The sequence below is a fragment of the Mitsuaria sp. TWR114 genome (genome assembly GCF_007997345.1).
The window spans coordinates 1-25,728 of sequence record NZ_VOSR01000457.1; the positions used below are offsets into that span (position 1 = coordinate 1).

Sequence of the window (25,728 nt, forward strand, 5' to 3'; positions counted from 1 at the left end):
CGGCACGGCACGGCACGGCCGCGAATTGTGGCCCGGCCCGCGAGCCTGCCGCCTGCGTGACAGTGCGGCCTGCGTCGTTGCGCCACACTGCCGCCCATGTTGGACACCCAGCCCCGCAGCCCGCAACGCCGCCGCGTCTACCTGATGCGGCATGGCGCGGTGACCTACTTCGATGGCACGACCGGGGCGCCGGTGCTGCCCGAGCAGGTGCGTCTGAACGACGACGGCACCGCGCAGGCGCAGGCCGCCGGCGAGGCGTTCCGCGCGGCTGGCGTGCGATTCGATCGCGTGATCGTGTCGGGCCTGCCGCGCACCGTCGAGACCGCCGACCTGGTGCTGCGCCACGCCGGCCAGGGCGAGCTCTCGCCGCAGGTCTGGCCCGAGTGGCAGGAGATCCGCGGCGGCCGCCTCGGCGAGATCCCCACCGATGAACTCGCGCGCACCTTCACCGGCCTGCAGCGCAGCCCGGTCCCGGAATCGCAGCGCTTCCTCAACGGCGAGAGCGTCGGCGAGCTGCTCGATCGCGTGCTCGGCGGCGTCGCCCGCCTGCAGGCCGATCCCGACTGGGACTGCGCGCTGCTGGTGCTGCATGGCGTCGTCAACGCCGCGATCCTGTCGCATGCGGTGAGCGGCGGCCAGCGTCTGATGCTCGGCAGCTGGGTCCAGTCGCCGGCCTGCATCAACGTGCTGGACGTCGCGCCGCCGATCGGCGACGCGCCCGGCGACTGGCTGCTGCGCGTCTGCAATTTCGCGCCCTCGCATCCGCTGCATGCGGACGAACGGTCCACCACGATGGAGGCGCTGTACGCGCAGTACCTCCGCTATCGCGGCCAGCGCGGCTGACGCGCGCTGCACCGCCCCGCCGCGCGCCTCACGGCCTCACGAACGCGTCAAGAACGCATCAAGAACGCCTCACCGGGAGACTCCTCCATGAACTTCGACTACAGCCCCAAGGTTGAACAGCTGCGCGAGCGCCTGCTGGCGTTCTTCGACCAACACATCTATCCCAACGAGCATCGCTACCACGCCGAGATCGAGGCCAACCGCCGCGCCGGCAACGCCTGGATCCCGACGAAGGTGATCGAGGAGCTCAAGCCCAAGGCGCGCGCCGCCGGGCTCTGGAACCTGTTCCTGCCGCGCTCCGCGCGCGCGCCGGAAGGGCTGTCCAACCTCGAGTACGCGCCGCTGTGCGAGATCATGGGCCGCGTGTACTGGGCGCCGGAGGTCTTCAACTGCTCCGCGCCCGACACCGGCAACATGGAGACGCTGGAGCGCTACGCCAGCGAAGCGCTCAAGGACCGCTGGCTCGAGCCGCTGCTGCGCGGCGAGATCCGCTCCGCCTTCCTGATGACGGAGCCGGACGTGGCCTCGTCGGACGCGACCAACATCCAGTGCCGCATCGAACGGGACGGCGACGAGTACGTCATCAACGGGACGAAGTGGTGGTCGTCGGGCGCCGGCGATCCGCGCTGCGCGCTCTACATCGTGATGGGCAAGACCAACCCGGACGCCGGCCGCCACGAGCAGCAGTCCATGGTGCTGGTGCCGGCGAACACGCCGGGCATCACGGTCAAGCGCCACCTCAGCGTCTTCGGCTACGACGACGCGCCGCACGGCCACATGGAGATCGAGCTCAGGAACGTGCGTGTCCCGGTCGAGAACATCCTGCTGGGCGAAGGCCGCGGCTTCGAGATCGCGCAGGGCCGCCTGGGCCCTGGACGGATCCACCACTGCATGCGTTCGATCGGCGCGGCGGAGCGGGCGCTGGAGCTGATGTGCAAGCGGGCGATCTCCCGGGTCGCCTTCGGCAAGACGATCGCGCAGCAGACGGTGACGCAGGAGCGCATCGCCGAGGCGCGCTGCAGCATCGAGCAGGCGCGGCTGCTGACGCTGAAGGCGGCCTACATGATGGACACCGTCGGCAACAAGGTCGCCAAAGCCGAGATCGCGATGATCAAGATCGTGGCGCCGACGATGGCGCTGAAGGTGATCGACTGGGCGATGCAGGTCCACGGCGGCATGGGCGTCAGCGACGACACCCCGCTGGCCTACATGTGGGCGGGCCAGCGCACGCTGCGCTTCGCCGACGGCCCGGACGAGGTGCACCGCAACTCGCTGGCGAAGCTGGAACTGTCGCGCCACATGAGCCTGCCGAACGCGGGCGACATGCCGGTCACCCGCGGCGGCTGACCCGTCCCCGTACACCGTCGCTCACAAAGCGTGGCACCCCACCAACGAGGGGACGTCGCCCGAACCCGCTTCTCCCCCCGTGGAGCGGTATTCATCGCGGAGCGGGCTGGCTAGGATCAGCCACCCTTTTCCATGGCGTCGCCGCCGGCGCCGCGCTCCGCGATGAACCGATCCGCCGAAGTCCGCACCTGGCCGCTGCTGGCGTTCGCGCTGCTGGTGGGCCTGCAGGCCATCGTGCTGACGGTCACCCTCGGCGGCGACGCGGTCGACGGCTGGCTGGCGTGGGTGGGCGTGGCCTCGCTGGCGCTGACGGTGCTGCTGGCGGTGGCGGTCGTGTCGACACTGGCGCGCACGCAGGCGCGCGCCCGGCTGGCGCAGCGCACGATGGAGGAAGCGATCGACGCGCTGCCGGCCAGCGTCGAGATCTTCGACGCCGAGGACCGCCTGATCGCCTACAACCGCCGCCTGGTCGAGATCTACCCGCACATGCTGCGGCACTTCCAGCGCAAGAGCACCTTCGAGGACCTGGTGCGGGAGTCCCTGGCGCGCGGCGGCATCCCGGAGGCGCGCGGCCGCGAACCCGAATGGCTGGAGGAGCGCCGCCAGGCGCGCGGCAAGCAGGTGTCGCCGCTGCTGCAGCGGGTGCACGACGACATGTGGCTGCGCATCTACGAATCCCGCACGCCATCCGGCGGCATCGTCGGCGTGCGCATGGACGTGACCGACCTGATCCACGAGCAGCAGCGCCTGGCGGCGAGCCGGGCGCAACTGCGCGCGACGATCGAGTCGGCCGCCAATGGCATCCTGACGCTGGACTCCGGCGGCCATGTGCTCGAGGCCAACCCGAGCTGCGAGTCGCTGTTCGGCTTCACCGCCTCGGAGCTGCAGGGCGTCCACCTGGGCATGCTGCTGGGCGCCGCGTCGGCGGCGGCCTCGGGGGCGGTTGGCGTGGCGGGCGCGACGCAGGAGGCGCCGCTGGACCCGCGCTCGCTGCTGGGCCAGCCGCGCGAGTTCACCGCCCGTCACCGCAGCGGCGAGGCGCTGCACCTGCAGCTGGCGATCGCCGAGGTCCGGACCGACACGATCCACCTCTACGTCTGCATCGTCACCGACCTGACCGAGCGCAAGCGCCAGGAGGAGCGGCTGCGCCGCGCCAACGAGCTGCTGGCCCGGCAGTCGACCACCGACGGGCTGACCGGCGTCGGCAACCGGCGGCTGTTCGACCAGCTGCTGCAGACCGAGTGGCAGCGCGCGACTCGCGCGGGCCGGCCGCTGGCGCTGCTGATGGTCGACATCGACCATTTCAAGCAATACAACGACTGCTATGGCCACGTCTCCGGCGACGACTGCCTGCGGCGCGTCGCGACGCTGCTGCGCAGCTGCGCCGGACGCGGCGGTGAATCGGTGTGCCGCTACGGCGGCGAGGAATTCGCGGTGCTGCTGGTCGACACGGACCTGGCCGGCGCGCAGGTGGTGGCGCAGCGCTGCCTGGACAGCGTGCGGCTGGCCGCGATCGAGCATGTGGGCTCGCCGGTGCGGCGCTCGGTGAGCCTGTCGATCGGCGTGGCGGCATTGATCCCGCGCAGCGGCGAAGAGGCCCAGCGCCTGATCCAGACGGCGGACGCCGCGCTCTACGAAGCCAAGCAGGCCGGCCGCGCGCGCCTGATCTGCCAGCAGCAGACGGCCTGACCCCGCCGAGCCCGGCCGGCGCGACAATCGCGCCCATGCCGCACACCGACCTCACCCCTGACCCGATCGCCTTCCTGAGGCAGCAGATCCGCACCGTGCCGGACTGGCCGGAGCCAGGCGTGCAGTTCCGCGACATCACGCCGCTGCTGGCGAACCCGCGGGCCTTCCGCGTGCTGATCGACCAGTTCGTGCACCGCTACTTCGACCTGCGGCCCGATGCGATCGCGGGGCTGGATGCGCGTGGGTTCATCATCGGCTCGGTGCTGGCCTATGAGCTCAACGTCGGTTTCGTGCCGATCCGCAAGAAGGGCAAGCTGCCCTTCACGACGGTGCAGGAGACCTATGAGCTGGAGTACGGCAGCGCGACGGTGGAGATGCACACCGACGCGGTGAAGGCCGGCGATCGGGTGCTGCTGATCGACGACCTGATCGCCACCGGCGGCACGATGATGGCCGGCAAGCGGCTGCTCGAGCGGCTGGGCGCCGAGGTCATCGAGGGCGCGGCGATCGTGGACCTGCCGGAGCTGGGCGGGTCGAAGCGCTTGCGGGAGGGCGGGTTGAAGGTGTTCTCGCTGGTGGCGTTCGAGGGGCATTGAGCGCCTCGGCGCTCACTTCCCGATGCAGAACCTGCTGAAGATCTCCCCCAGCAGATCGTCAGCGGTGAACGCGCCGGTGATCTCGCCGAGCGCGTCGTGCGCCAGGCGCAACTCCTCCGCCATCAGGTCCAGCGCCGGCGGCTCGGTCTCGGCCTGGGCCAACGCCAGCCCGATGTGCTCCTGGGTGCGGCGCAGCGCCTGCACGTGGCGCTCGCGCGCGATGAACAGACCCTCCGGCACCGCGTGCCAGCCGACCTGCTCCAGCAGGCGTCGGCGCAAGGCGTCCAGGCCCTCGCCCGTCTTCGCCGACAAGGTCAGCGCGTCCGCCGGCAAACCCGCCGGCGCATGCGCGTCGGCCTTGTTGTAGATCTGCAGGATCCGCGCCGGATCGACGCTCGTCAGGCGGCCGCGGATTTCGGCGTCCTCGGCCTCGTAGTCCGCATGGCCGACGCGCGTCAGGTCGTGCAGGAACAGCACCACGTCCGCATCCGCGATCGCGTCCCAGCTGCGGGCCACGCCGATGCGCTCGACCTCGTCCTCGGTGTCGCGCAGGCCGGCCGTGTCGCTGATGTGCAGCGGCACGCCCTCGATCTGGATGGTCTGGCTCAGCTTGTCCCGCGTCGTGCCCGGGATCGGCGTCACGATCGCCAGCTCGGCGCCGGCCAACGCGTTCAGCAGCGAGCTCTTGCCGACATTCGGCTGCCCCGCCAGCACGACCTTGATGCCCTCGCGCAGGATCGCGCCCTGGCGGCTGCGATCGAGCAGCGCCTCCACCCGCTGCAGCAACCGGCGCAACTTGCCCAGCGCATCGGCCTGCTCGAGGAAATCGATCTCCTCCTCGGGGAAGTCCAGGGTGGCTTCGACCAGCATCCGCAGCTGGATCAAGCCATCGCGCAGCCCGCCGACCTCGCCGCTGAGCGCACCGGCCAGCGCCCGACCGGCGCTGCGCGCGGCGGCTTCGGTGCTGGCGTCGATCAGGTCGGCCACGGCCTCGGCTTGCGCCAGGTCCAGCTTGCCGTTGAGGAAGGCGCGGCGCGTGAACTCGCCCGGCTCGGCCAGCCGCATCCGCAGCGCGGGATCGGCCTCCAGGCAGCGCGCCAGCAGCAGTTGCAGCACCACCGGGCCGCCGTGGGCCTGCAGCTCCAGCACATGCTCGCCGGTGTAGGAATGCGGCGCCGGGAAGAGCAGCGCCAGGCCGTGGTCGATCGCCTCGCCCTGGGCGCTACGGAAGGGCAGGTAGGTCGCCTCTCGAGGCTTGAGCGTGCGGCCACAGATCGCGGTCACCAGCGGGGCCAGGTCTTGTGGCGCGGACACACGCACGATGCCGACGGCCCGCGTCCGGGCGCGGTGGCGATGGCGGCGATGGGATCCTGGTGTCGCGACAGCATGGGCGCGATTGTCTCGCAGCGTCCGGGCACCAAGAACAACGGCGATGGGCCGCCAGGCCGCATCGCCGTCATCGTGGATGGCGCGGGGCAGGCCTCGTCGCCGCCTCTCGTGAGCCGGCGTCTTGCGCCTCCGGTCCCCCACCGTCCCGAGTCAGGTGGAGAAGCGATCCCCGCATGGACTCGATTAAGCGCCTGCGCGCGGACGAAAAAAAGCCCCCGGGGTGCGGGGGCTCCTGCGATCGGCGTGAGGAATTGGCGAATCCCCCGCCGCCGTCGATCACTTCTTCGAGCCGCTGACGCCGATCTGCTTGTTGATCATCCATTGCTGGGCGATCGACAGAATGTTGTTCACCAACCAGTACAGCACCAGGCCCGACGGGAAGAAGAAGAACATCACGCTGAAGGCCAGCGGCATGATCCACATCATCTTGGCCTGGACCGGGTCGGCCGGCTGCGGGTTCAGCCACACCTGCAGCAGGCTGGAGGCCGTCATCAGCAGCGGCAGCGGGCCGATCGGCGCGCCGAACAGGTGGCCGAACAGGCTGTCGGGCTTGGACAGGTCGTGGATCCACATCACCCACGGCGCGCCGCGCATCTCGACGCTGGACAGCAGCACCCAATACAGCGCGATGAAGAACGGCATCTGCAGGAAGATCGGCAGGCAGCTGCCCAGCGGATTGATCTTCTCTTCCTTGTAGATCCGCATCATCTCCTGCTGCATCTGCTGCGGCTTGTCCTTCAGGCGCTCGCGCATCTCCTGGATGCGGGGATTCACCGCCTTCATCTTGGCCATGCTGCGGTACGCGCTGGCGTTCAGGCCGTAGAACGCGACCTTCAGCAGCACGACCAGCAGGATGATCGCCCAGCCCCAGTTGCCCAGCAGCGTGTGCAGGACGTCCAGCAGCCAGAACAGCGGCTTGGACAGGATCTTGAAGATGCCGTAGTCCTTCACCAGCTCCAGGCCCGGGGCCAGCACTTCCAGCTTCTTCTCTTCCTGCGGGCCGACGTACAGCAGGTTGTCCAGCTTGGCCGACGCGCCCGGCGCCACGGCCGGGAAGTTCATCACCATGCCGGCGGTGTACAGGTCCTGGTTGAGCGGACGGACGTTGAACTCGCGCGGGCCGGCTTCGTTGCGGATCCAGGCGCTGACGAAGTAGTGCTGGACCATCGCGACCCAGCCGTCGTCGGCGTTCTTCTCGTACTCGGCCTTGCCCTTCTTGAGGTCGTCGAACGCGAGCTTGTGGTACTTCGCCTTGTCGGTGTAGATCGCCGGGCCGGAGAACGAGGTCGGCGCGAAGGACGGACCGGTGTGCTCGACATGGCCGTCACGCACCAGCTGCAGGTACAGCTGCGGCGTGACCGCGGCCGCGCCGGTGTTGGTGACCTCGTGGTTCACCGCGATGGCGTAGTCGCCCCGCTTGAAGGTGTAGGTCTTGGCCAGCTTCACGCCGCCCTGTTCACCTTCCAGACGCACAACCAGGGTGTCCTGGCCGTCCTTGAGCTCCTTGGGGCCGTCGACCAGCGTCAGCACCGTCTGGTCGCTGGGCGCGTTCGGCACGTTCAGCAGGCCGGAGCGGGCGCTGTAGTTGCGCATCGGATCCAGCACGACGACGTGGCCGCTGGGGTTGGTGTCATCGGCATGCTTGAGCAGCTCGACGCGCACCAGGCTGCCGCCGCGGGTGTCGATGGTGGCCTTGACCACGTCGGTGGTGAAGGTGACCAGCTCGTTCTTGACGACGGGCGCGACCGGCGCGCCGGCGGTGGCGCCGGAAGCAGCCGCGGCGGCCGGCAGCGCGGCGGCGGAAGCGGCCGATGCCGGGGCGGCGGGCGCGGTGGCGACCTTGGCCGGCGCCGGATGGAACAGCGACGGCTGGCCGTTGTGCCGCTGCCACCCGTCCCACAGAAGGACCAGCGACATCGTGAACACCACCCACAAGATGGTGCGGCGAATATCAGTCATGGGAAGCTTTTGGATTGGCGGTTGAAGAGGCTGACCCCGGACGGCATCTGGAGGGACGCTCGGTGAACCGGGTGAACAGGCGGGGCGGATTGTCGGGCACGGGATCGTGTCCGCCCAGACAGAAAGGGTTGCAACGCAGGACCCGTCCGACCGCAAGGTAGGTGCCGGCGGCGGCGCCGTGGCGGCGCAGGGACTGCATCGCGTAGTTCGAGCAACTCGGGCTGTAGCGGCAGCCCGCGCGCAACCAGGCGCTGAACAGCAGCTGGTAGCCGCGCACCAGCCCCATCAGCAGTCGCGTCGGCAGGCCGGGGCGGTCGTCCATGGTCGCTGTTCCGAACCGCGATCCGGTCAGCCGGCGGCGCCCGGGGGCGGTGGCGCGAGCTTGCGGGTCAGCTGCAGCAGCTCCGCGCGCGCGGCGGCGCGCAACGCGTCGGAAGAGGCGCTGGGGTACTGCTTGCGGTCGAAGGGCATGCGCAGCCGCACCACCCAGAGGCCGGGCGGCAGCGTCGGCAGGTCGCCGAACACGGCACGGATCTGGCGCTTGAGCAGCGCCCGCGTCACGGCGCGCTTCGCGTGCCGCTTGGGCACGACGTAGCCCAGCCAGGCCCGGTCGGGCGCGGCTGGAACCGATTCAACGGGGGTGGGCGCCACGTTCGCGGAGGACCGTTCATCCACAGCTTGGGGATGAATCGGTGCATCACCTGTGGACAAGTCAGCCGTTCCTGTGGATGGACGGCGCTTCGGCAGCGAGGGGCTGGCGGCCAGGTGATGCACGGCGAAGTGCGCGCTGCGTGCGCGGCTGGGGGTGCCCAGCACGCGCTCGAAATCGGCCGATCGCACGATGCGGCCGATCACGGTGCTGTCGGAGTCGTCTTGCGCTTCGCTCAGACGGCCAGGCGCTTGCGGCCCTTGGCGCGGCGAGCGGCGATGACGGCCTTGCCGCCACGCGTCTTCATGCGGACCAGGAAGCCGTGGGTGCGGGCGCGACGGGTCTTGGAGCCTTGATAAGTGCGTTTCATGTTCAACCTCTTGGAAATCTTCGGTACTTCCCGTCGCCTCGCGCCACCTTGGCGCCGCGGACGGTGGCGACGGTGGACATCTCGGAGGGATGTCGCAAGCCGCTCGAAAAGCGGAGGCCCACGCAGCAACGTCCGGGCGTCCGGAAAACCCGCGATTACAGCAAAGATTTGCATCAGGGTCAATCCGGAGGCTGGCAGGCACGGGGATTACCAGCACTTGACCGGGGCAAAAAATCTGTGGATAACCCTGGCTTCGCGGTCTCGCATCGGTACAATCCGGCCGCTCGAAGAATAAGTTTTCCACAATGAGCGCAGACTTGTCAGGGGCGGCCTTGTGGCAGCGCGGCTGCGAACGCCTGGCCGCCGAACTGCCTGAGCAGCAATTCAATACCTGGATCCGTCCGCTGCCCCCGGCAGAGGTCGCCCAGCAGGAAGAGAACGGCCACGAGGCCGTCCTGGTGTCCCTCCGTGTCCCCAACCGATTCAAGCTGGACTGGATCCGCAGCCAGTACGCCGGCCGCATCGAGGCCATCCTGACCGAGCTCGCCGGCAAGCCGGCACGCCTGGAACTGTCGCTGGCGCCGCGCGAGGCGATCGCGCCGCTGCCGCGCACGCAGCCGTCCAGCATGACCATGGGCCAGGTGCTGAACCAGCACGGCCTGGGCGCGCCGGCGGCCGGTCGGCCGGCCGTGCCGGCCTCGGTGGCCGCCCGTCCGGCCGCCGCGCCCGTGGCCGCCCAGCCGCCCGCGGCGCCGGCCACCGCCGCCAGCCTGATCCAGCCGGGCGCGACCCCCAACGTCCCGCCCAGCGCCACCCGCCACCGCATCAACACCAGCCTGACCTTCGACACGCTGGTGCCCGGCCGCGCCAACCAGATGGCGCGCACCGCGGCGCTGCACGTCGCCGGCGCGCCGGGCCAGATGTACAACCCGCTGTTCATCTACGGCGGTGTCGGCCTGGGCAAGACCCACCTGATCCACGCCGTCGGCAACGCGCTGCTCAAGGACCGCCCCGACGCCCGCGTGCTCTACCTGCACGCCGAGCAGTTCATCTCGGACGTGGTCAAGAACTACCAGCGCAAGACCTTCGACGAGCTCAAGGCCAAGTACCACTCGCTGGACCTGCTGCTGATCGACGACGTGCAGTTCTTCGCCGGCAAGGACCGCACGCAGGAAGAGTTCTTCAATGCGTTCGAGGCGCTGCTGGCCAAGCGGGCCCACATCATCATGACCTCGGACACCTATCCGAAGGGTCTGGTGGACATCGACGAGCGCCTCACCAGCCGCTTCGACGCCGGCCTGACCGTTGCGATCGAACCGCCCGAGCTGGAAATGCGGGTCGCCATCCTGATCAAGAAGGCCGAGGCCGAAAGCGCGCCGATGCCGGAGGACGTGGCCTTCTTCATTGCGAAGAACGTGCGCGCCAACGTGCGCGAGCTCGAGGGCGCGCTGCGCAAGGTGCTGGCCTACAGCCGCTTCTCGCACAAGGAAATCAACATCCAGCTCGCGCGAGAGGCGCTCAAGGATCTGCTCTCGATCCAGAACCGGCAGATCTCGGTCGAGAACATCCAGAAGACGGTGGCCGACTTCTACAAGATCAAGGTCGCGGACATGTACTCGAAGAAGCGCCCGGCCAGCATCGCCCGGCCGCGCCAGATCGCGATGTACCTGGCCAAGGAGCTGACGCAGAAGAGCCTGCCGGAGATCGGCGAGCTGTTCGGCGGCCGCGACCATACGACGGTGCTGCATGCGGTCCGCAAGATCGGCGGCGAGCGTCAGAAGAACACCGAGTTGAACCAGCAGTTGCATGTGCTGGAGCAAACGCTGAAGGGATGAGGAAAAACGCCTTCGCCTTCAGCGAAAATGCCGCGTTCGCCCGAACAGCCAACAGTGGAGAGAGGTTGACATGATCGTGTTGAAAGACAGCCAGGACAAAGTGCTTGCCGCGCTGCAGGCGGTGTCCGGCATCGTGGAACGGCGCCACACCCTGCCCATCCTGGCCAACGTGCTGGTCCGGAAGCAGGGCAAGCAGGTGGAGCTGACCACGAGCGACCTGGAAATCCAGGTGCGCACCACGGTCGAGTTCGAGGGCGACGACGGGGACTTCTCCACCACCATCGGCGCGCGCAAGCTGATCGACATCCTGCGCTCGATGCCGTCGGACCAGACGGTGAGCCTGACGTCCAACCAGAACAAGATGACGCTGCAGGGCGGCAAGAGCCGCTTCACGCTGCAGACGCTGCCGGCCGACGATTTCCCGCTGGTGCAGGAAGCGGCCGACTTCGGTCCCGCGTTCAGCGTGCCACAGAAGACGCTCAAGGGCCTGATCAACCAGGTCCACTTCGCGATGGCGGTGCATGACATCCGCTACTACCTGAACGGCATCCTGTTCGTGGCCGAGGGCAAGACCCTGACGCTGGTCGCGACCGACGGCCACAGACTGGCGCTGGCCCAGGCCGAGACGGACACCGAGATGCCCAAGCAGGAAGTCATCCTGCCCCGCAAGACGGTGCTGGAACTGATGCGCCTGCTCAAGGACGGCGGCAAGGGCGACGACGAGAGCGCTCCGATCGAGATGCGCTTCGCCGGCAACCAGGCCAAGTTCAGCTTCAGCGGCATGGAGTTCGTGACCAAGCTGGTCGAGGGCAAGTTCCCCGACTACAACCGCGTCATCCCGAAGAACCACCGTTTCCACGTGATCCTGGGCCGCCAGCCGCTGCTGGCCGCGCTGCAGCGCGCCGCGATCCTGACCAGCGAGAAGTTCAAGGCGGTGCGCCTGTCCTTCGAGCCGGGCCTGCTGTCGATCGCCTCGAGCAACGCCGAGCAGGAAGAGGCCAAGGAAGAACTCGAGATCGACTACGGCGGCGACCAGATCGAAACCGGCTTCAACGTGACCTACCTGATGGACGTGCTGGCCAACATGTCGCAGGACATGGTGCGGGTGGACCTGAACGACAGCTCGTCCAGCGCGCTGCTCAGCATCCCCGAACACACCGGCTTCAAGTACGTCGTCATGCCGATGAGGATCTAAGGTCGCTGCGCGACCTTCGCTCCCCGGAGCGTGAACGTTGCGCACCCCCTGCCCCCGCCAGGCGGGGGTTCCAGCCAGTTTTTTCAGCGGCCGCCGCGGCGGCCTGAGTACCCCTCCGATGACCGATAACAGCACTCCTGAGAACACCCCGACGCCCGCGCCGCAGAACGACGGCGCGGGGTACGGCGAGTCCAGCATCCAGATCCTGGAAGGCCTGGAGGCGGTGCGCAAGCGCCCCGGCATGTACATCGGCGACACCTCGGACGGCACCGGTCTGCACCACCTGGTGTTCGAGGTGGTCGACAACTCGATCGACGAGGCGTTGGCTGGCTACTGCGACGACATCGTCATCACCATCCACACCGACAACTCGATCTCCGTCATCGACAACGGTCGCGGCATCCCGACCGGCGTGAAGATGGACGACAAGCACGAGCCCAAGCGCTCGGCGGCCGAGATCGCGCTGACCGAGCTGCACGCCGGCGGCAAGTTCAACCAGAACAGCTACAAGGTCTCGGGCGGCCTGCACGGCGTGGGCGTGTCCTGCGTGAACGCGCTGTCCAAGACGCTGCGCCTGACGGTGCGCCGCGAAGGCAAGGTCCACCAGTTGGAGTTCAAGAAGGGCGTGCCGCAGGACCGCCTGATCGAGGTCCGCGACGGTTTCGAGACCAGCCCGATGAAGATCGTCGGCGAGACCGACAAGCGCGGCACGGAAGTCCACTTCCTGCCGGACACGGAGATCTTCACGCAGAACTCCGAGTTCCACTACGACATCCTGGCCAAGCGCCTGCGCGAACTCTCGTTCCTGAACAACGGCGTGAAGATCCGCCTGGTCGACGAGCGCAACAACAAGGAAGACAACTTCGCCTTCGCGGGCGGCGTGCGCGGCTTCGTCGAGTTCATCAACAAGGGCAAGACGGCGCTGCACCCCAACATCTTCCACGCCCAGGGCGACAAGATGTCGGAGCAGAACACCAACATCGGGGTCGAGGTCTCGATGCAGTGGAACGACGGCTTCAATGAAAGCGTCCTCTGCTTCACCAACAACATCCCGCAGCGCGACGGCGGCACCCACCTGACGGGTCTGCGCGCGGCGATGACGCGGGTGATCAACAAGTACATCGAGGACAACGAACTGGCCAAGAAGGCCAAGGTCGACGTCACCGGCGACGACATGCGCGAAGGCCTGGCCTGCGTGGTCAGCGTCAAGGTGCCGGAGCCCAAGTTCAGCTCGCAGACCAAGGACAAGCTGGTGTCGAGCGAAGTGCGCGGCCCGGTGGAGGAAATCGTCGCGAGCAAGCTGGGCGACTGGCTGCTGGAGAACCCGACCGACGCCAAGATCATCTGCGGCAAGATCGTCGAGGCGGCGCGGGCGCGTGAAGCGGCGCGCAAGGCGCGCGAGATGACGCGGCGCAAGGGCGTGCTGGACGGCATGGGCCTGCCGGGCAAGCTGGCGGACTGCCAGGAAAAGGATCCCGCGCTGTGCGAGATCTACATCGTGGAGGGTGACTCCGCCGGTGGCTCCGCGAAGCAGGGCCGCGACCGCAAGTTCCAGGCGATCCTGCCGCTGCGCGGCAAGATCCTGAACGTCGAGAAGGCGCGCTACGAGAAGCTGCTGACCAGCAATGAAATCATCACGCTGATCACGGCGCTGGGCACCGGCATTGGCCGCGGCGCGGGCAGCGACGACTTCAATCCGGACAAGCTGCGCTACCACCGCATCATCATCATGACCGACGCGGACGTGGACGGTGCGCACATCCGGACGCTGCTGCTGACCTTCTTCTACCGGCAGATGCCGGAGCTGGTGGAGCGCGGCCACATCTACATCGCGCAGCCGCCGCTGTACAAGGTCAAGGTCGGCAAGCACGAGCAGTACCTGAAGGACGGCCACGAGCTGGACGGCTTCCTGCTGAAGGTCGCGCTGAACGATGCCGAGCTGCACACGGCCGGCGTGGGCGCGGGTCCGGTGCTCAAGGGCGAGGACCTGGAGACCAAGGCGCGCCAGTACGTGGCGGCGCAGAACGTGATCGAGCGCCTGTCCGCCTGGATGGACGGCGAGGCGCTGCACCTGCTGGCGTCGGGCCTGTCGCTGAACCTGGACACGAAGGACGCGGCGGAGATCTCCGCGACGGCGCTGGCCTCGGCGCTGCACGACGCGGTGGTGACGGCCGAGACGGATCCGCGCACCGACAAGCAGCTGCTGCGCATCAGCCGTCGCCATCACGGCAACGTGCGCTCGAGCATCATCACGGCGGACTTCGTGCACGGCGCGGACTATGAAGTCCTGGCCGAGGCCGGCAAGACCTTCAAGGGCCTGGTGGGCGAGGAAGCGGTGATCCGCAAGGGCGAAGGCGAGAAGGCCAAGGAAAGCAAGGTGACGGACTTCCGCGGCGCGATGGCCTGGCTGATGACGCAGGCGGAATCGAGCGTGGGCCGGCAGCGCTACAAGGGCCTGGGCGAGATGAACCCCGAGCAGCTGTGGGAAACGACGATGGACCCGACGGTGCGCCGCCTGCTGCGCGTGCAGATCGAGGACGCGATCGAGGCGGACCGGGTGTTCACGATGCTGATGGGCGACGAGGTGGAGCCGCGCCGGGAGTTCATCGAGACGAATGCGCTGCGCGCGGCCAACATCGACGTGTGATCACCCGTTCCCGCCTCGCCCCCCCTTTCGCCGGCCTGCTCCTCGCCATCGCCGGCCTGCCCGCGCTCGGGCAATCCGAGCCGCATTCCCCTCCGGTCTATCCGCCCGACTGGATCGACCTGCCGACCGCGCCGATGGTGCTCGAGCTCCAGCCGGTGCGCGGCGAGCTCGCCCTGGTGCTGACCAACCGCGGCCCGCGGGGCATCGTCGCTGTCGAGCTCGGTTGCGTTCGCGAGCGCGGCACCGGCCACGAGGTGCTCAGCGAGTTCGCCGGCGTTTCGATCAGCGACGGCAGCATCGCGCCGGCGCATCACGTCGACATGAGCCATGAATTCGACCGGCCGCGTGATCAGTCACCGGCCCGTCCGATGCGCTGCCCGCAATCCCACGCCGCCGTCACGCGGGTCACTTTCGAGGACGGCACGGCATGGCATGCCGGTCCACCGGCCGACATGACCTCGGTCACACCCGCCCCCTTTGAAGGGGGCAAGCCGCCTCGACAGCGGTAGCCGTGCCCGTGGAGACTGCGCCTCGTCGTCCGATTCCACGAGGCTCACGCATGCGCGCTTCCCGCTTCCGTCTCTCTTCCGCCGCCGCTTCGGCGCTCGCCCTGTCGCTGGGCCTGCTGACGCTGTCGGCGCCCGCCCAAGCCCAATCCATCAGCGTCAAGCCCGGCTTGTGGGCCAGCGCGAGCGTCAACACGCTCAACGGCCGGAAGATGCCCACGATCTTCGAAATCAACGGCGCCCTGACGCCGCAGCAGAAGAGCAGCCTCGCCGCCGCGATGGCCAAGGTCGGCCTGCCCACCGGCGCCAGCCCGCATCTGGACTGCCAGCAGAGCCCCGAGTTCGCCCTGCCCAAGCCGCAGAGCGTCGACGACTGCACCACGCAAGTGAAGCCCGGCGATGCCACCAGCGGCACCTTCACGATGAGCTGCAAGAGCGCGACGGCCAGCGGCATGGGCAACGGCTCCTACCAGGTCACCGACAAGTCCAGCGCCACCGTCAAGGTGACGTTCAAGGGCACGACCGCGCAGGGCATGCCGATCACCTATGAATCGACGTCGGTCCACAAGTGGATCGGCAGCGACTGCAGCGCACCGCCGCCCGGCATCGACCCGTCCGTGGCCGAACTGCTGCAGTGAGTCCGCGCGCGCCGCGCCAAGCGGGCGGCGCGCGTCAGGCGTCCATCTCCTTGAACACCTCGGCGGCGACGCGGAACGCATCGATCGCCGCCGGCACGCCGCAGTAGATCGCCGTCTGCAGGAAGACCTCCTTGATCTCCTCGCGCGTGAGCCCGTTGTTGAGCGCGCCGCGCACGTGGATCTTGAGTTCGTGCGGCCGGTTCAGCGCGGTCAGCATCGCCAGGTTCAGCAGCGAGCGTGAGCGCCGGTCCAGCCCCGGCCGGTTCCAGACATCGCCCCAGCAGTACTGGGTCACCAGTTCCTGCATGTCGATGGTGAAGTCGGTGGCGTTCTGCAGCGCGGCATCGACGTACGCATCGCCGAGGACCTCGCGTCGGGTCTGCAGGCCTTGTTCGAAGAGCTCGGGATTGCTCGGAGCGAAGGGACGAGTCATTGGGGGTCTCCTGTAGCCGGGGCGCGACTGGACACGCTACTTGAATCAGTCGTTGGTTGACGAAACGATCAGGAATAGAATTCCCGTCAACCTAGGAGCACGCGATGATCCACGACCGACTCCGGCGGGCCCGCGTCTTGAAAGGGCTCAGCCTTGACGCACTGGCCCAGGCCATCGGTGACATCACCAAGCAAGCACTGAGCAAGTTCGAGCGCGGCGACGCCATCCCGAATTCGACGCGCCTGCTCCAGTTCTCCAAAGCTCTGGGCGTGCGACCCGAGTACTTCTTCCGCGCTGAAGCCGTGACCTTGTCGCCGCTCGAGTTCCGCAAGCTGGCCCGCATGCCGAAGTACCGGCAGCGACAGGTGGAAGAGCAGATGCGCGACCACCTCGAACGCTATATCGGTCTCGAGCGCTGCTTCGACGCCGTCAATGTCCGCATCGCCCCGACGGCCCCTCAGATCCTTCAGGTCGAGTCCTTCGACGCGGCGGAGAGCGCGGCGGAGCGCCTGCGCCGCGACTGGGGCATCGGCGGCGATGCCATCGCGAACCTGACGCAGTTGCTGGAAGAGCGCGGCATCAAGGTGGCGCTGCTCGATGCGCAAGATGACTTCGACGGTGCGTGCGCCGCCACGGAGGATCACGAACATGTGCTGATCGCGCTCAATACCGCGCGGCCAGGTGAGCGCATGCGCTTCACGGCGGCACATGAGCTCGGCCACTGGGTGATGGCCTTGCCGGAGGACATGTCCGAAGCCGACAAGGAGCGATGCTGTCATCGCTTCGCCGGCGCGTTTCTCTATCCCGGCGCACAGGTGCTGCTCGACTTCGGCAGTCACCGCCGATCACGCGTGCATCCTGCGGAGCTCCTGAATGCAAAGCGGCGCTACGGGATTTCGATGCAGGTGGCCCTTCGTCGCCTGAAGGATCTCGGCCTGCTGAACGAGGCCGGCTACAAGGCAGCGGTCATCCAGTTCTCCCAGGCTGGCTGGCGCACCGCGGAGCCGGAGGCGCTGTTGCCGGAGCAACCGCGACGTTTCGAGTCGCTCGTGTTCTGGGGCCTGGCCGAGGGCCTCTTCACCCCGTCCCGTGCCGCCGAGTTCCTGCAACGTCCGCTGGACACGCTCGAGCCCGCCCTCTCAGCGCCGGTGGGAGCATGAATGCAGCGGGTCTACGTCAGCGATACCAACATCTGGATTGATTTCCGGAACGCTGATCTCCTGGACGTCCTTTTCCGACTCCCGTTCCGCTTCTGCAGCACCGACTTTGTCCTCCACGAACTGCAGGACCTTGCCCACGAAGAGCTGACCCGGCGCGGTCTGATCGTGGAATCACTTGGCAGCGAGGCCGTGGCGGACCTCATGCACCTCACTGCCGAGCACAACAACAGCTCTCTGGCGGACGTTTCCTGCTATTACCTGGCGCGGCAGTCCGGCTTGCCCTTGCTGACCGGCGATGGCCGGCTGCGCAGGCAAGCCCAGAAGGACGGCATGGCGGTGCACGGCGCGCTGTGGCTGCTCGATCAACTGCTGGCGCACGCGGTTGTCGACGAAAGCGCGCTCGCGGCGGCCCTTCATCGCATGTTGGCGGCGGGTGCCCGATTCCCTTCGGAAGAGTGCCAACGGCGATTCAAGGAATGGGCGACTTGATCCCGCACGGTCGATGACAAGTTGCCGCGGGGGTTAGGGCGTCCGGGCCGCCACCATCCCCTCGTGATGCCCCTTCCCCGCCGGAATCATCGGGAAGCAGTTCTCCACCGGCGCGACGGCCACGTCGAGGAAATACGGGCCGTCGCTCGCCAGGCACTCGGCGAGCGCCGCATCGAGCGCATCCCGCCGCGTGACCCGCGCCGCCTCCCAGCCGAAGCCTTTCGCCACCGCGACGAAATCCGGCATGCAGGCGTTGTAGCTGTGGCTGTAGCGCTCGCCGTGATGCAGCTCCTGCCACTGCCGCACCATGCCCATGTGGCCGTTGTTGCACAGCACGACCTTGACCCCCGCGCGGTGCTGCCGCGCCGTGGCCATCTCCTGCAGGTTCATCAGGATCGACGCATCGCCGCTGACGCACACGACCAGCCGCCCCGGATGCGCCACCTGCGCGCCGATCGCCGCCGGCAGGCCGTAGCCCATCGTGCCGGCGCCGCCCGAGGTGAGCCAGCGCCGCGGGCGCTCGAAGGCCAGGTGCTGCGCCGCCCACATCTGATGCTGGCCGACGTCCGTCGACACGATCGCGTCCCGGCCGGCGAGCTGCGCCTGCAGCCGCGCGATCAGCGCCTGCGGCGCGATCACCTCCGGCGTGTCCTCGAAGGCCAGCGATCGGCGCGAGCGCCAGTCCTGGATCCGCGCCCACCAGTCGGCCAAGCGCTCCGGCGGCATCGGGCGTCGCTCCAGCGCGCGGCGCAGGCGCGGCAGCAGCGTCCGCGCGTCCCCGCACAGGGCGAGGTCGGCGCGCCGGACCTTGTCGATGGACGAGGGGTCGATGTCGAGGTGGATCACGCGCGCACTGGGTGCGAAAGCATCGAGCCGGCCGGTCACCCGATCGTCGAAGCGCGCGCCGGCGCAGACGATGAGGTCGGCGTGATGCATCGCCAGGTTGGCCTCCAGCGTCCCGTGCATGCCCAGCATGCCCAGCCAGTGCGGCGACGACGCCGGCACCGCGCCCAGCCCCATCAGCGTCAGCGTGCAGGGCGCGCCGGCCAGCGCCACCGCGGCCGCGAACGCGGCGCAGGCCTGGTCCCCGGCGTTGACAAGGCCGCCGCCGCCGTAGAACACCGGCTGGCGCGCGGTGGCGATCCAGTCCGCGGCCGTTTCCACCGCACGCACGTCGACGATGGGCGAGACGGGCAGGGCCGTCGCCGGCGGCCGCTCGTGTGCGGTCCGCGCGATGGGCCTTGCATCAAGCCCCTTATCGGGACGCGCCGGCGCCAGCTGCACATCCTTCGGCACGTCCAGCAGCACCGGGCCCGGACGACCGCCCCGCGCGATCTCGATGGCCTTGCGCACCAGCGCCGCGACGTCGCCACCCGGCCGCAACTGCGCGTTCCACTTGGTCACCGGCCGCGAGATGCCCAGCGCATCGCACTCCTGGAAGGCGTCGGTGCCGATCGCCGCGCTGTTCACCTGGCCGCTGATGCACAGCACCGGCACCGAGTCGCACAGCGCGTCCAGCAGGCCCGTCGTCGTGTTGCTCATGCCGGGGCCCGAGGTCACCAGCACGACGCCCAGCCGGCCGGTGCTGCGCGCATACCCCTCGGCCGCATGCACGGCCGCCTGTTCGTGGCGGACCAGGATGTGGCGCAGGCGCGGCTCGCCGTGCAGCGCGTCGTACAGCGGCAGCACCGCGCCGCCGGGATAACCGAACACGGTGTCCACGCCGCAGGCCACCAGCGTGTCCAGCAGCGTCTGGGCGCCATTGCGCGGTGGCGCGTTCCCGAGCGGCGCGACAGGACCGGCGCTGGCCGGCGATGAAGGGGAGGAGGGAGAACAGGGCGCGTCGATGACCGCGCCGCGGGCGCTGACCTGGGCGCCGTCGAACCTGGCATTCATGCGTCCAGTGTCCCGGCACTGGCTCGGAAAGGGTTGCCGTTCTTGCCTCATAGAATCCGCCGCACAGCAAATCTTCCTTGGGAAGCGTGATGGATCAGCAAATCAAGCTCGACAAGTTCGACCGCGCCATCCTGCGCGCGCTGCAGCGCAACGCTCGCGCCAGCCTGCAGGAGGTCAGCGAGGAGGTCGGCCTGACCACCTCGCCCTGCTGGACGCGCATCAAGCGGCTGGAGGAATCCGGCGTGATCGAGGGCTACACCGTCAAGGTGAACGCCGAGAAGATCGGGCGGCCCGAGCAGCTGATCGTGCAGCTCACCCTGAACAAGCACACCGACGCGGCGATGGCGGAATTCGCCCGCCACCTCGAGGCCATCCCCGAGGTCATCGATGCCTACCTGGTCTCCGGCGATTACGACTACGTGCTGCGCCTGTCCGTGCGCGACACCCGCGACTACGAACGCCTGCTGCGCGAGAAGCTCTACAAGATCCCCGGCGTGCGCCACAGCAAGTCCAGCTTCGTGCTGCGCTGCCTGAAGGCGAGCTCCCTGCCCCTGTGAACGGCGCCCCGTGAACAGCACCGCGCCGAATGGTGGGCTGCGGCGGTCAGCGCGACCTCCGATCGAGGCCACTCAGTCGGCGTCCGGCGCCTCGCTCGAGGTCGAACCCGGCGCGAACGACGCGCCCTCGACACGCGCCGGCAGCTCGGGCAGCCGCAGCAGGCGCAGCATGTAGGTCCGCGCGGCCGCGACATGGCGGCGCATCGCCTCGCCCGCGGTGACCGGGTCGGCCTGCCGGATCGCCTCGACCACCGCCCGGTCCTGGACAGCCAGCACGTCCAGCTCCGACGCCCACAAGGCCATGCGCGAGCGCCGGACCGCCTCCAGCAGCCGCCCGCGCGAGGCCTGCATCCCCAGCGCCTGCGCATTGCCGCCCCAGCGCGCGAGTTCCTCCTGCAGCGTCTCGTCGGCCGCCAGCAGCTCCCGCGCACGGCCATCTCGGGCGGCCTCCTCCACCGCCCGCACGAGCGCCTCGACCTGCGGCCCCTGCGCCGCCTCGCGGGCCTCGGGCCGCCCGCAGGCCTGGGCCAGCAGCATCGTGTGCAGCGCTTCGCGTACGTCGAAATACTCCTCGATGAAGCGCGCGTCCACCGCCCGCACCACCGCGCCCTTGTTCATCCGCATGTCCACCATGCCGTCCCCCTGCAGTTGCAGCAGCGCCTCCCGCACCGGCACGTTGCTGACCTGGTAATGCGCGCTCAGCTCGTGCAGCGTCAGATGCTGGCCCAGGCGCCAGCAGCCGTCCTCGATGTCGGCGCGGATCTGGTCGCGCAGGCGCAGGTAGGTCGGCGCATTGATCGGGTGTGTGGATCGAACCATCGCGGCACTCCGTCCAGCAATTGCGGTGAATGAACGATTCACTCTAAGGAGCGCGCTCCCTGTCCATTCCCGGCGAATCGCGTCGCCGCCCGCGTTCTTGCCGAAGCGCAATGAACCGATGTCTCGTCCCGGCATGGACTGCGCAATCGACATATATGTCACCCGGCGCCCTACTGGAATCAGTCGAGCCACCCCGTGTCAATGGGACAGGCTGTGTCGTTTCCGCATCGCTCGCTCTCAGGGCGCTACAGTCGCGCCCGGGAGGTCAGCGACACAGAGGCAGATGCCCAGGTCAATTCACCCCGAATGGAGTCAGCCGAATGGCGAAATCCTTGAAACAAGTCCTGAGTCAGATCGAGAAACTTCAGAAGGAAGCCGAGGCGCTGCGCGCGAAGGAAATCTCCGGCGTGGTCGCGCGGATCCGCGAGGCCATCGATCACTACGGCCTGACCCCCGAGGAATTGTTCGGCGCGACCCTGCAGCGTCCGCGCGCCGGCCGCAAGGCCGCCGCGAAACCGGCCCGCGCGGCCACCACCGCCAAGCGCAAGGCGCCGCGCGGCGCCGGCACGCCGAAATACCACGATGGCGCCGGTCGCACCTGGACCGGCGTCGGCAAGCGTCCCACCTGGTTCAAGGAAGCGCTGGCCGCCGGCAAGACGGCCGAGGACCTGCTGATCGGTTGACGTCAGCGGCCCGGGTCGGCGGGCCCTCGCGCCGCGAGGCCCGCCGGGCCGCGTCACCAGATGCGGCAGCGCTCGGCGTCGGGCTTGACCATCTTCTGGCCCGGCTTGCAGTGGAAGGCCCGTTCGAACTCGGGCATGTTCACCGCGACCCCGTTGATCCGGTAGCGCCCCGGCGAATGCGGGTCGGTCAGCGCATGCACGCGCGCGTACTCCGGCCGCGCATGGCTGCAGTCCCACTGCGCGAAGCCGACGAAGAAGCGCTGCTCCGGCGTCAGGCCGTCGCGGTCCGCCGGCGGCGGCGACATGTCCGCGATCTGCGCCTTCCAAGCCGCATGCGCCAGCACCAGGCCGCCCAGGTCGGCCAGGTCCTCGCCCAGCGTCAGCTTGCTGTTGATGCGGATGTCGTCGACGACCACGTACTGCGCGTATTGCTTGGTCACGCAGGCGGCGCGCTGCTCGAAGGCCTTGCCGTCCTTCTTCGTCCACCAGTCGCGCAGGTTGCCCTTGGCATCGAACTGCCGGCCTTCGTCGTCGAAGCCGTGGATCAGCTCATGGCCGATGGTCCCGCCGGTGTTGCCGTAGTTCGGCGCGTCATCCAGCTTGGGGTCGAACAGCGGCGGCTGCAGCACGCCGGCCGGGAAGTTGATGTCGTTCATCTGCGCGTCGTAATACGCGTTGACCGTCTGCGGCGTCATGCCCCACTCGCCGCGGTCCAGCGGCTTGCCGATCTTGGCCAGCTGGCGCTTGAGCTCGAAGGCATTGCCCCGCATCACGTTGCCGGCGAAGTCGTCGCGCGCGACGGTCAGCGCGCCGTAATCGCGCCAGCGGTCCGGATAACCGACCTTGTTGACGATCGCATGCAGCTTCTCCTGGGCGCGCTGCTTCGTGGTCTCGCTCATCCAGCTCAGCGACTGGATGCGCGCGGCCATCGCGTCCTCGATCTGCTTCGTCATCGTCAACGTCTTGTCCTTCAGGTCGGGACTGAAGTTGCGGGCGACGAACTCCTGGCCCAGCGCCTCGCCGAGCTGCGCGTCGACCAGCTCGACGCAGCGCTTCCAGCGCGCCTTGTTCTGCGGCACGCCCTGCAGCGTCTGGCCGAAGAACTCGAAGTTGGCCTGCACCGCGGCGCCGGAGAGCGTCGGCGCCTGGCTGCTGACCAGCTGCCAGCGCAGGTAATGGCGCCACTGCGCGAGGTCGCGCTGGCGCAGTTCCCTGGCCATGGCCTTGAAGAAGGCCGGCTCGGTCACGTTGTAGGCCGTCTGCGGGTCCAGGCCCAGCGCGCGCTGGTAGGCCGCCCAGTCGAAGCCGGGCGTGAGCGCCTGCAGCCCGGCCGCCTTCATCGGATGGAAGCCCTTGTAGGGATCGCGCTTGTCGACGCGGCTCAGCGAGGCGCGCGCCAGCGCGGTCTCCAGGGCCATCACCTGCCGTGCCTGCGTGCGCGCCGCCTCCGGCGCATCGCCGAGCAGCTCGAAGCTGCGCGCGACATGCGCGACGAACTGGTCCCGCAGGGTGCGGGATTTCTCGTCGGCCTTGAAGTAGTACTCGCGGTCCGGGAGGCTCAGCCCACCGGCGTAGGCGAAGGCGATGACGCGCGTCGAGTCGGCCATGTCCTGGCCCGAGCTGAAGTGGAACAGCACGCGCTCGTTGTTGGTCGCCAGGTGCAGCGCGGCCAGCAGCGCCGGCAGATCGCGGCGGTCCTTCAGCGCGTCGATGCGCGACAGCAGCGGCCGCAGCGGCGCCAGCGCGTGGCGCTCGGCCGCCGCTTCGTCCATGCAGGCGGCGAAGTAGTCGCCCATGCGCGCCTGGTTGGCGCTGCGCGCCGGATCGGCGGCCGAGAGCTTGTCCAGGATGCCCCAGAGGTAGCGCTGGTTCTCGTTGGCCATCTTGGCGTAGACCGACCAGCGCGCCTGGTCCGGCGGGATCGGGTTGGCCGCCATCCAGCCGCCGCAGGCGTACTGGTAGAGGTCGTCGCAGGGATCGGCGTTGCGATCCATCGCCGCGGTGTCCAGGCTCGGCGTGTAGGGCAGCTGGTCGAGCGGCGCTTCGGGCGCGGTGGCGGGTGCGGATGCGGCCGCGCCGGGCGCGGGCGTCGCGGCCTGGGCGAAGGGGGCGGCGCCAAGGGAAACGGCCGCGACAAGCGCGGCCGCCGTGGTGCGGGCGAGGGGGTGACGGGTCATGCGCGACAGCCTGGAGTTCTTGCTGGCGGGCATTCTCCGTCAGCGTCCCGCGGCCGCCGAGGTGCCGGAGGACACCTCGGGTAGACCCGACCGCGAGTGACCGGGCCGCCGGCCGGTCAGGGCGCCGCGTAGCTGCTCAGCGCCTTCGGGAACTTGAACAGCCACAGGTGGGTGAGGCGGTCGACCTCGTTGCCGCGGGTCACGCGCGCGGTGACCGCGCCGGCCGCGCAGCTGCCGTCCTGGACGATCACGCCGTTGGCGTCGACGCTGCACTCGGTCGGATCGCCGGCCAGCAGCTTGCCCTTGGCGTCCACCAGCGTCGACTTCAGGCCGAAGTCGTTGTCGTTGATCAGCGCCAGCGTGTTGCCGTCGACGACCGCCAGGCCCTCGGCCTTCTCGGCCTTCCAGCCGGCGGCGTTCAGGTCCAGCAGCACCGTCTTCTTCAGCTTCACGACCTGGGCCCAGGTCACCGCCGAGGCGGTCACGCCATCGATGCTGTTGCGCTCGAGCTCGATCCCGATGGCGGCGATGTCGGTCGCCGCGGCCGGCAGCTCCACCAGCATCAGGAAGTTGCGCACCGCGCCGGTCGAGTCGGCGCCCTGCTCGATGACGATGAACCTGCCGTTGCCCAGCGAGACCAGGTCGCCGAGCTTGGCGCTGCCGGTGCGGTTGCGGTCCCACTTCTCGCCCTTGGCGGCGAGCGGGTAGCTGAGCGGATAGGCGTAGAGCCGCGAGGTCTCGGTCTTGGGATCGAACTCGATCCAGCGCGCGAACTGGGCGAAGTCGCGCACCTTGACCTTGTCGGTGGTCTTGCCGTCCTGGTCCAGGTCGGCGCTGTCGACGACTTCGATGCTCTTGCCGGCGGCGTCCACCGGATCGATCGGGCTCTGCAGGAAGCCATGCAGCCGGCCGGTCGCCGCGTCCATCGTCAGGCCTTCCATGCCGCGGTTGGGGCGGCGATGCTTCAGCACCTCGGGCAGGCTGCCGGCGGTCGTGCCGGGCGCGTAGCGCTTGACGACCTGGACGCTGGCCGCGTCGATCTTCACGATGAAGGGGCCGTACTCGTCCGAAGTCCAGAACACCTTGTTGGCGGCGTCGTGGACCAGCGTCTCGCTGTCCAGGCCGTTCGCGTCGAAGTTGCCCTTGGTCTGGTCGAACTTCAGGGTGTCGGCCAGCGGCACCTCGGCGCTGTTGCCGACGGCGCCGAAGGGCAGCGGGCGGCCGGTGACCTTCGAGCCGTCGGGGTTCTTCAGCGGATTCAGGCTGGTGATGACCGCGCCGTCCTTGCCCAGCGTGATCACGCCGATCGACGGCGCGAAGCTTGGCGCGGGGAACATCTTGGTCGTCACGACCGCGCCGGTGTCCGGGCGCGGCGCGCTCGGGCTGTCGCCGTTGGGGCCGCGGTCGGTGATGCCCCAGAACTCCAGCGCGCCGTCGGCGTTCCTGCCCTTGTAGGCCAGGCCCGAGCCGACCGCCGGATAGAAGCCCTTGGGGAAGTCCTTCTTCGCGTCGGCGTTGCTGCCCTCGTAGGGCACGTACTGGTTGTCGGCGGCGCGGATCTGGAACTTGGTGATCGCGACGGCGCCGCCGGCGCTGTCCTGCGTGGCGCTGCTGGTCTCGGTCTTGCCGAGCAGCGTGGCCATCGTCGATTCGTAGTGGTCGACCGCGGCGGCGCGGCGGCTGGCGCTCATCGCGCGGCCGGCGTAGGGCTGGCCGTAGACGTCGTTCTGCCCGGCCGGCAGCAGCGCGGCGAAGGCCTTGTCGAAGTCGGCCGCGGCCAAGTTGAAGTCCAGCGCCTGGGTCAGCGCGTCGTGCACCGCGGCCGTGATGCGGATGCCGTTGGTGGGATCG

The 25,728-nt window shown here is 68.8% G+C and carries 22 protein-coding genes and 1 pseudogene; 13 read left to right on the plus strand and 10 right to left on the minus strand.

The window, feature by feature from the left end; translation table 11 throughout:
• Positions 1-96 precede the first annotated feature (96 nt).
• The 4 genes from FUT87_RS16425 to FUT87_RS16440 all read left to right on the plus strand — a co-directional run bounded on the left by FUT87_RS16425 (position 97) and on the right by FUT87_RS16440 (position 4,475).
• Complete coding sequence (locus FUT87_RS16425; RefSeq protein WP_147241706.1) at positions 97-843, plus strand: histidine phosphatase family protein; 747 nt, start codon at positions 97-99, stop codon at positions 841-843.
• 87 nt (positions 844-930) lie between these two features.
• Positions 931-2,190, plus strand: coding sequence for an acyl-CoA dehydrogenase family protein (locus FUT87_RS16430; RefSeq protein ID WP_147241707.1), 1,260 nt, complete (start codon positions 931-933; stop codon positions 2,188-2,190).
• 162 nt (positions 2,191-2,352) lie between these two features.
• A complete protein-coding gene (locus FUT87_RS16435; protein ID WP_183483690.1) occupies positions 2,353-3,879 on the plus strand; it encodes a diguanylate cyclase in 1,527 nt (508 codons plus the stop codon).
• A 35-nt stretch (positions 3,880-3,914) separates the two neighbouring features.
• Positions 3,915-4,475 carry an adenine phosphoribosyltransferase gene (locus FUT87_RS16440; protein WP_147241709.1) on the plus strand — a complete coding sequence of 187 codons (561 nt, stop codon included), beginning with the start codon at positions 3,915-3,917 and terminating at the stop codon, positions 4,473-4,475.
• 12 nt (positions 4,476-4,487) lie between these two features.
• On the opposite strand, the pseudogene mnmE reads toward FUT87_RS16440, so the two are convergent.
• The 5 genes and pseudogenes from mnmE to rpmH all read right to left on the minus strand — a co-directional run bounded on the left by mnmE (position 4,488) and on the right by rpmH (position 8,842).
• Positions 4,488-5,863, minus strand: a pseudogene (gene mnmE, locus FUT87_RS16445) (tRNA uridine-5-carboxymethylaminomethyl(34) synthesis GTPase MnmE).
• A 277-nt stretch (positions 5,864-6,140) separates the two neighbouring features.
• Positions 6,141-7,823 carry a membrane protein insertase YidC gene (gene yidC / locus FUT87_RS16450; RefSeq protein WP_147241710.1) on the minus strand — a complete coding sequence of 561 codons (1,683 nt, stop codon included), beginning with the start codon at positions 7,821-7,823 and terminating at the stop codon, positions 6,141-6,143.
• Positions 7,816-8,145 (minus strand): membrane protein insertion efficiency factor YidD, encoded by a 330-nt coding sequence (yidD, locus tag FUT87_RS16455; RefSeq protein WP_091729896.1) that lies wholly within the window; start codon positions 8,143-8,145, stop codon positions 7,816-7,818. The genes yidC and yidD overlap by 8 nt, the downstream gene beginning before the upstream one ends.
• Positions 8,146-8,171: 26 nt before the next feature.
• Positions 8,172-8,474 carry a ribonuclease P protein component gene (locus FUT87_RS31750; RefSeq protein WP_404932658.1) on the minus strand — a complete coding sequence of 101 codons (303 nt, stop codon included), beginning with the start codon at positions 8,472-8,474 and terminating at the stop codon, positions 8,172-8,174.
• Positions 8,475-8,707: 233 nt separating this feature from the next.
• Positions 8,708-8,842 carry a 50S ribosomal protein L34 gene (rpmH, locus tag FUT87_RS16465; RefSeq protein WP_067065970.1) on the minus strand — a complete coding sequence of 45 codons (135 nt, stop codon included), beginning with the start codon at positions 8,840-8,842 and terminating at the stop codon, positions 8,708-8,710.
• 305 nt (positions 8,843-9,147) lie between these two features.
• Between rpmH and dnaA the strand changes: the two genes are divergently transcribed.
• The 5 genes from dnaA to FUT87_RS16490 all read left to right on the plus strand — a co-directional run bounded on the left by dnaA (position 9,148) and on the right by FUT87_RS16490 (position 15,663).
• Positions 9,148-10,677 carry a chromosomal replication initiator protein DnaA gene (gene dnaA / locus FUT87_RS16470; RefSeq protein ID WP_147241711.1) on the plus strand — a complete coding sequence of 510 codons (1,530 nt, stop codon included), beginning with the start codon at positions 9,148-9,150 and terminating at the stop codon, positions 10,675-10,677.
• Positions 10,678-10,747: 70 nt separating this feature from the next.
• Positions 10,748-11,872 carry a DNA polymerase III subunit beta gene (dnaN, locus tag FUT87_RS16475; protein WP_091729890.1) on the plus strand — a complete coding sequence of 375 codons (1,125 nt, stop codon included), beginning with the start codon at positions 10,748-10,750 and terminating at the stop codon, positions 11,870-11,872.
• Between the two features lie 118 nt (positions 11,873-11,990).
• A complete protein-coding gene (gene gyrB / locus FUT87_RS16480) occupies positions 11,991-14,519 on the plus strand; it encodes a DNA topoisomerase (ATP-hydrolyzing) subunit B (RefSeq protein WP_147240953.1) in 2,529 nt (842 codons plus the stop codon).
• Positions 14,516-15,028 carry a hypothetical protein gene (locus FUT87_RS16485; protein WP_147240954.1) on the plus strand — a complete coding sequence of 171 codons (513 nt, stop codon included), beginning with the start codon at positions 14,516-14,518 and terminating at the stop codon, positions 15,026-15,028. Before gyrB ends, FUT87_RS16485 begins: the two co-directional genes overlap by 4 nt.
• Positions 15,029-15,078: 50 nt before the next feature.
• Positions 15,079-15,663: a DUF3617 family protein gene (locus tag FUT87_RS16490; protein WP_147240955.1), complete on the plus strand. Its 585-nt coding sequence runs from the start codon at positions 15,079-15,081 to the stop codon at positions 15,661-15,663.
• 34 nt (positions 15,664-15,697) lie between these two features.
• Here the strand turns inward: FUT87_RS16490 and pcaC are convergent, their stop codons facing one another.
• Positions 15,698-16,096: a 4-carboxymuconolactone decarboxylase gene (pcaC, locus tag FUT87_RS16495; RefSeq protein WP_147240956.1), complete on the minus strand. Its 399-nt coding sequence runs from the start codon at positions 16,094-16,096 to the stop codon at positions 15,698-15,700.
• A gap of 104 nt (positions 16,097-16,200) precedes the next feature.
• On the opposite strand from pcaC, the gene FUT87_RS16500 reads away from it, so the two are divergent.
• Entirely contained in the window at positions 16,201-17,256 is a 1,056-nt protein-coding gene (locus FUT87_RS16500) for a helix-turn-helix domain-containing protein (RefSeq protein WP_091729861.1), read from the plus strand.
• Complete coding sequence (locus tag FUT87_RS16505) at positions 17,257-17,745, plus strand: nucleotide-binding protein (RefSeq protein WP_091729856.1); 489 nt, start codon at positions 17,257-17,259, stop codon at positions 17,743-17,745.
• A gap of 33 nt (positions 17,746-17,778) precedes the next feature.
• On the opposite strand, the gene ilvB is transcribed toward FUT87_RS16505, so the two are convergent.
• Positions 17,779-19,641 (minus strand): biosynthetic-type acetolactate synthase large subunit, encoded by a 1,863-nt coding sequence (ilvB, locus tag FUT87_RS16510; RefSeq protein ID WP_147241712.1) that lies wholly within the window; start codon positions 19,639-19,641, stop codon positions 17,779-17,781.
• An 89-nt stretch (positions 19,642-19,730) separates the two neighbouring features.
• On the opposite strand from ilvB, the gene FUT87_RS16515 reads away from it, so the two are divergent.
• Positions 19,731-20,198: an Lrp/AsnC family transcriptional regulator gene (locus FUT87_RS16515; protein ID WP_221211160.1), complete on the plus strand. Its 468-nt coding sequence runs from the start codon at positions 19,731-19,733 to the stop codon at positions 20,196-20,198.
• A gap of 72 nt (positions 20,199-20,270) precedes the next feature.
• On the opposite strand, the gene FUT87_RS16520 is transcribed toward FUT87_RS16515, so the two are convergent.
• Positions 20,271-21,017, minus strand: a complete 747-nt coding sequence (locus tag FUT87_RS16520) for a GntR family transcriptional regulator (protein ID WP_186830579.1) — start codon at positions 21,015-21,017, stop codon at positions 20,271-20,273.
• Positions 21,018-21,349: 332 nt separating this feature from the next.
• Between FUT87_RS16520 and FUT87_RS16525 the strand changes: the two genes are divergently transcribed.
• Positions 21,350-21,700, plus strand: a complete 351-nt coding sequence (locus FUT87_RS16525) for an H-NS histone family protein (RefSeq protein WP_310735233.1) — start codon at positions 21,350-21,352, stop codon at positions 21,698-21,700.
• Between the two features lie 53 nt (positions 21,701-21,753).
• Here the strand turns inward: FUT87_RS16525 and FUT87_RS16530 are convergent, their stop codons facing one another.
• Positions 21,754-23,877, minus strand: a complete 2,124-nt coding sequence (locus FUT87_RS16530) for a M13 family metallopeptidase (protein WP_147241715.1) — start codon at positions 23,875-23,877, stop codon at positions 21,754-21,756.
• 116 nt (positions 23,878-23,993) lie between these two features.
• On the minus strand, positions 23,994-25,728 hold a 1,735-nt coding region (locus tag FUT87_RS16535; RefSeq protein WP_147241716.1), incomplete at its 5' end, for an esterase-like activity of phytase family protein.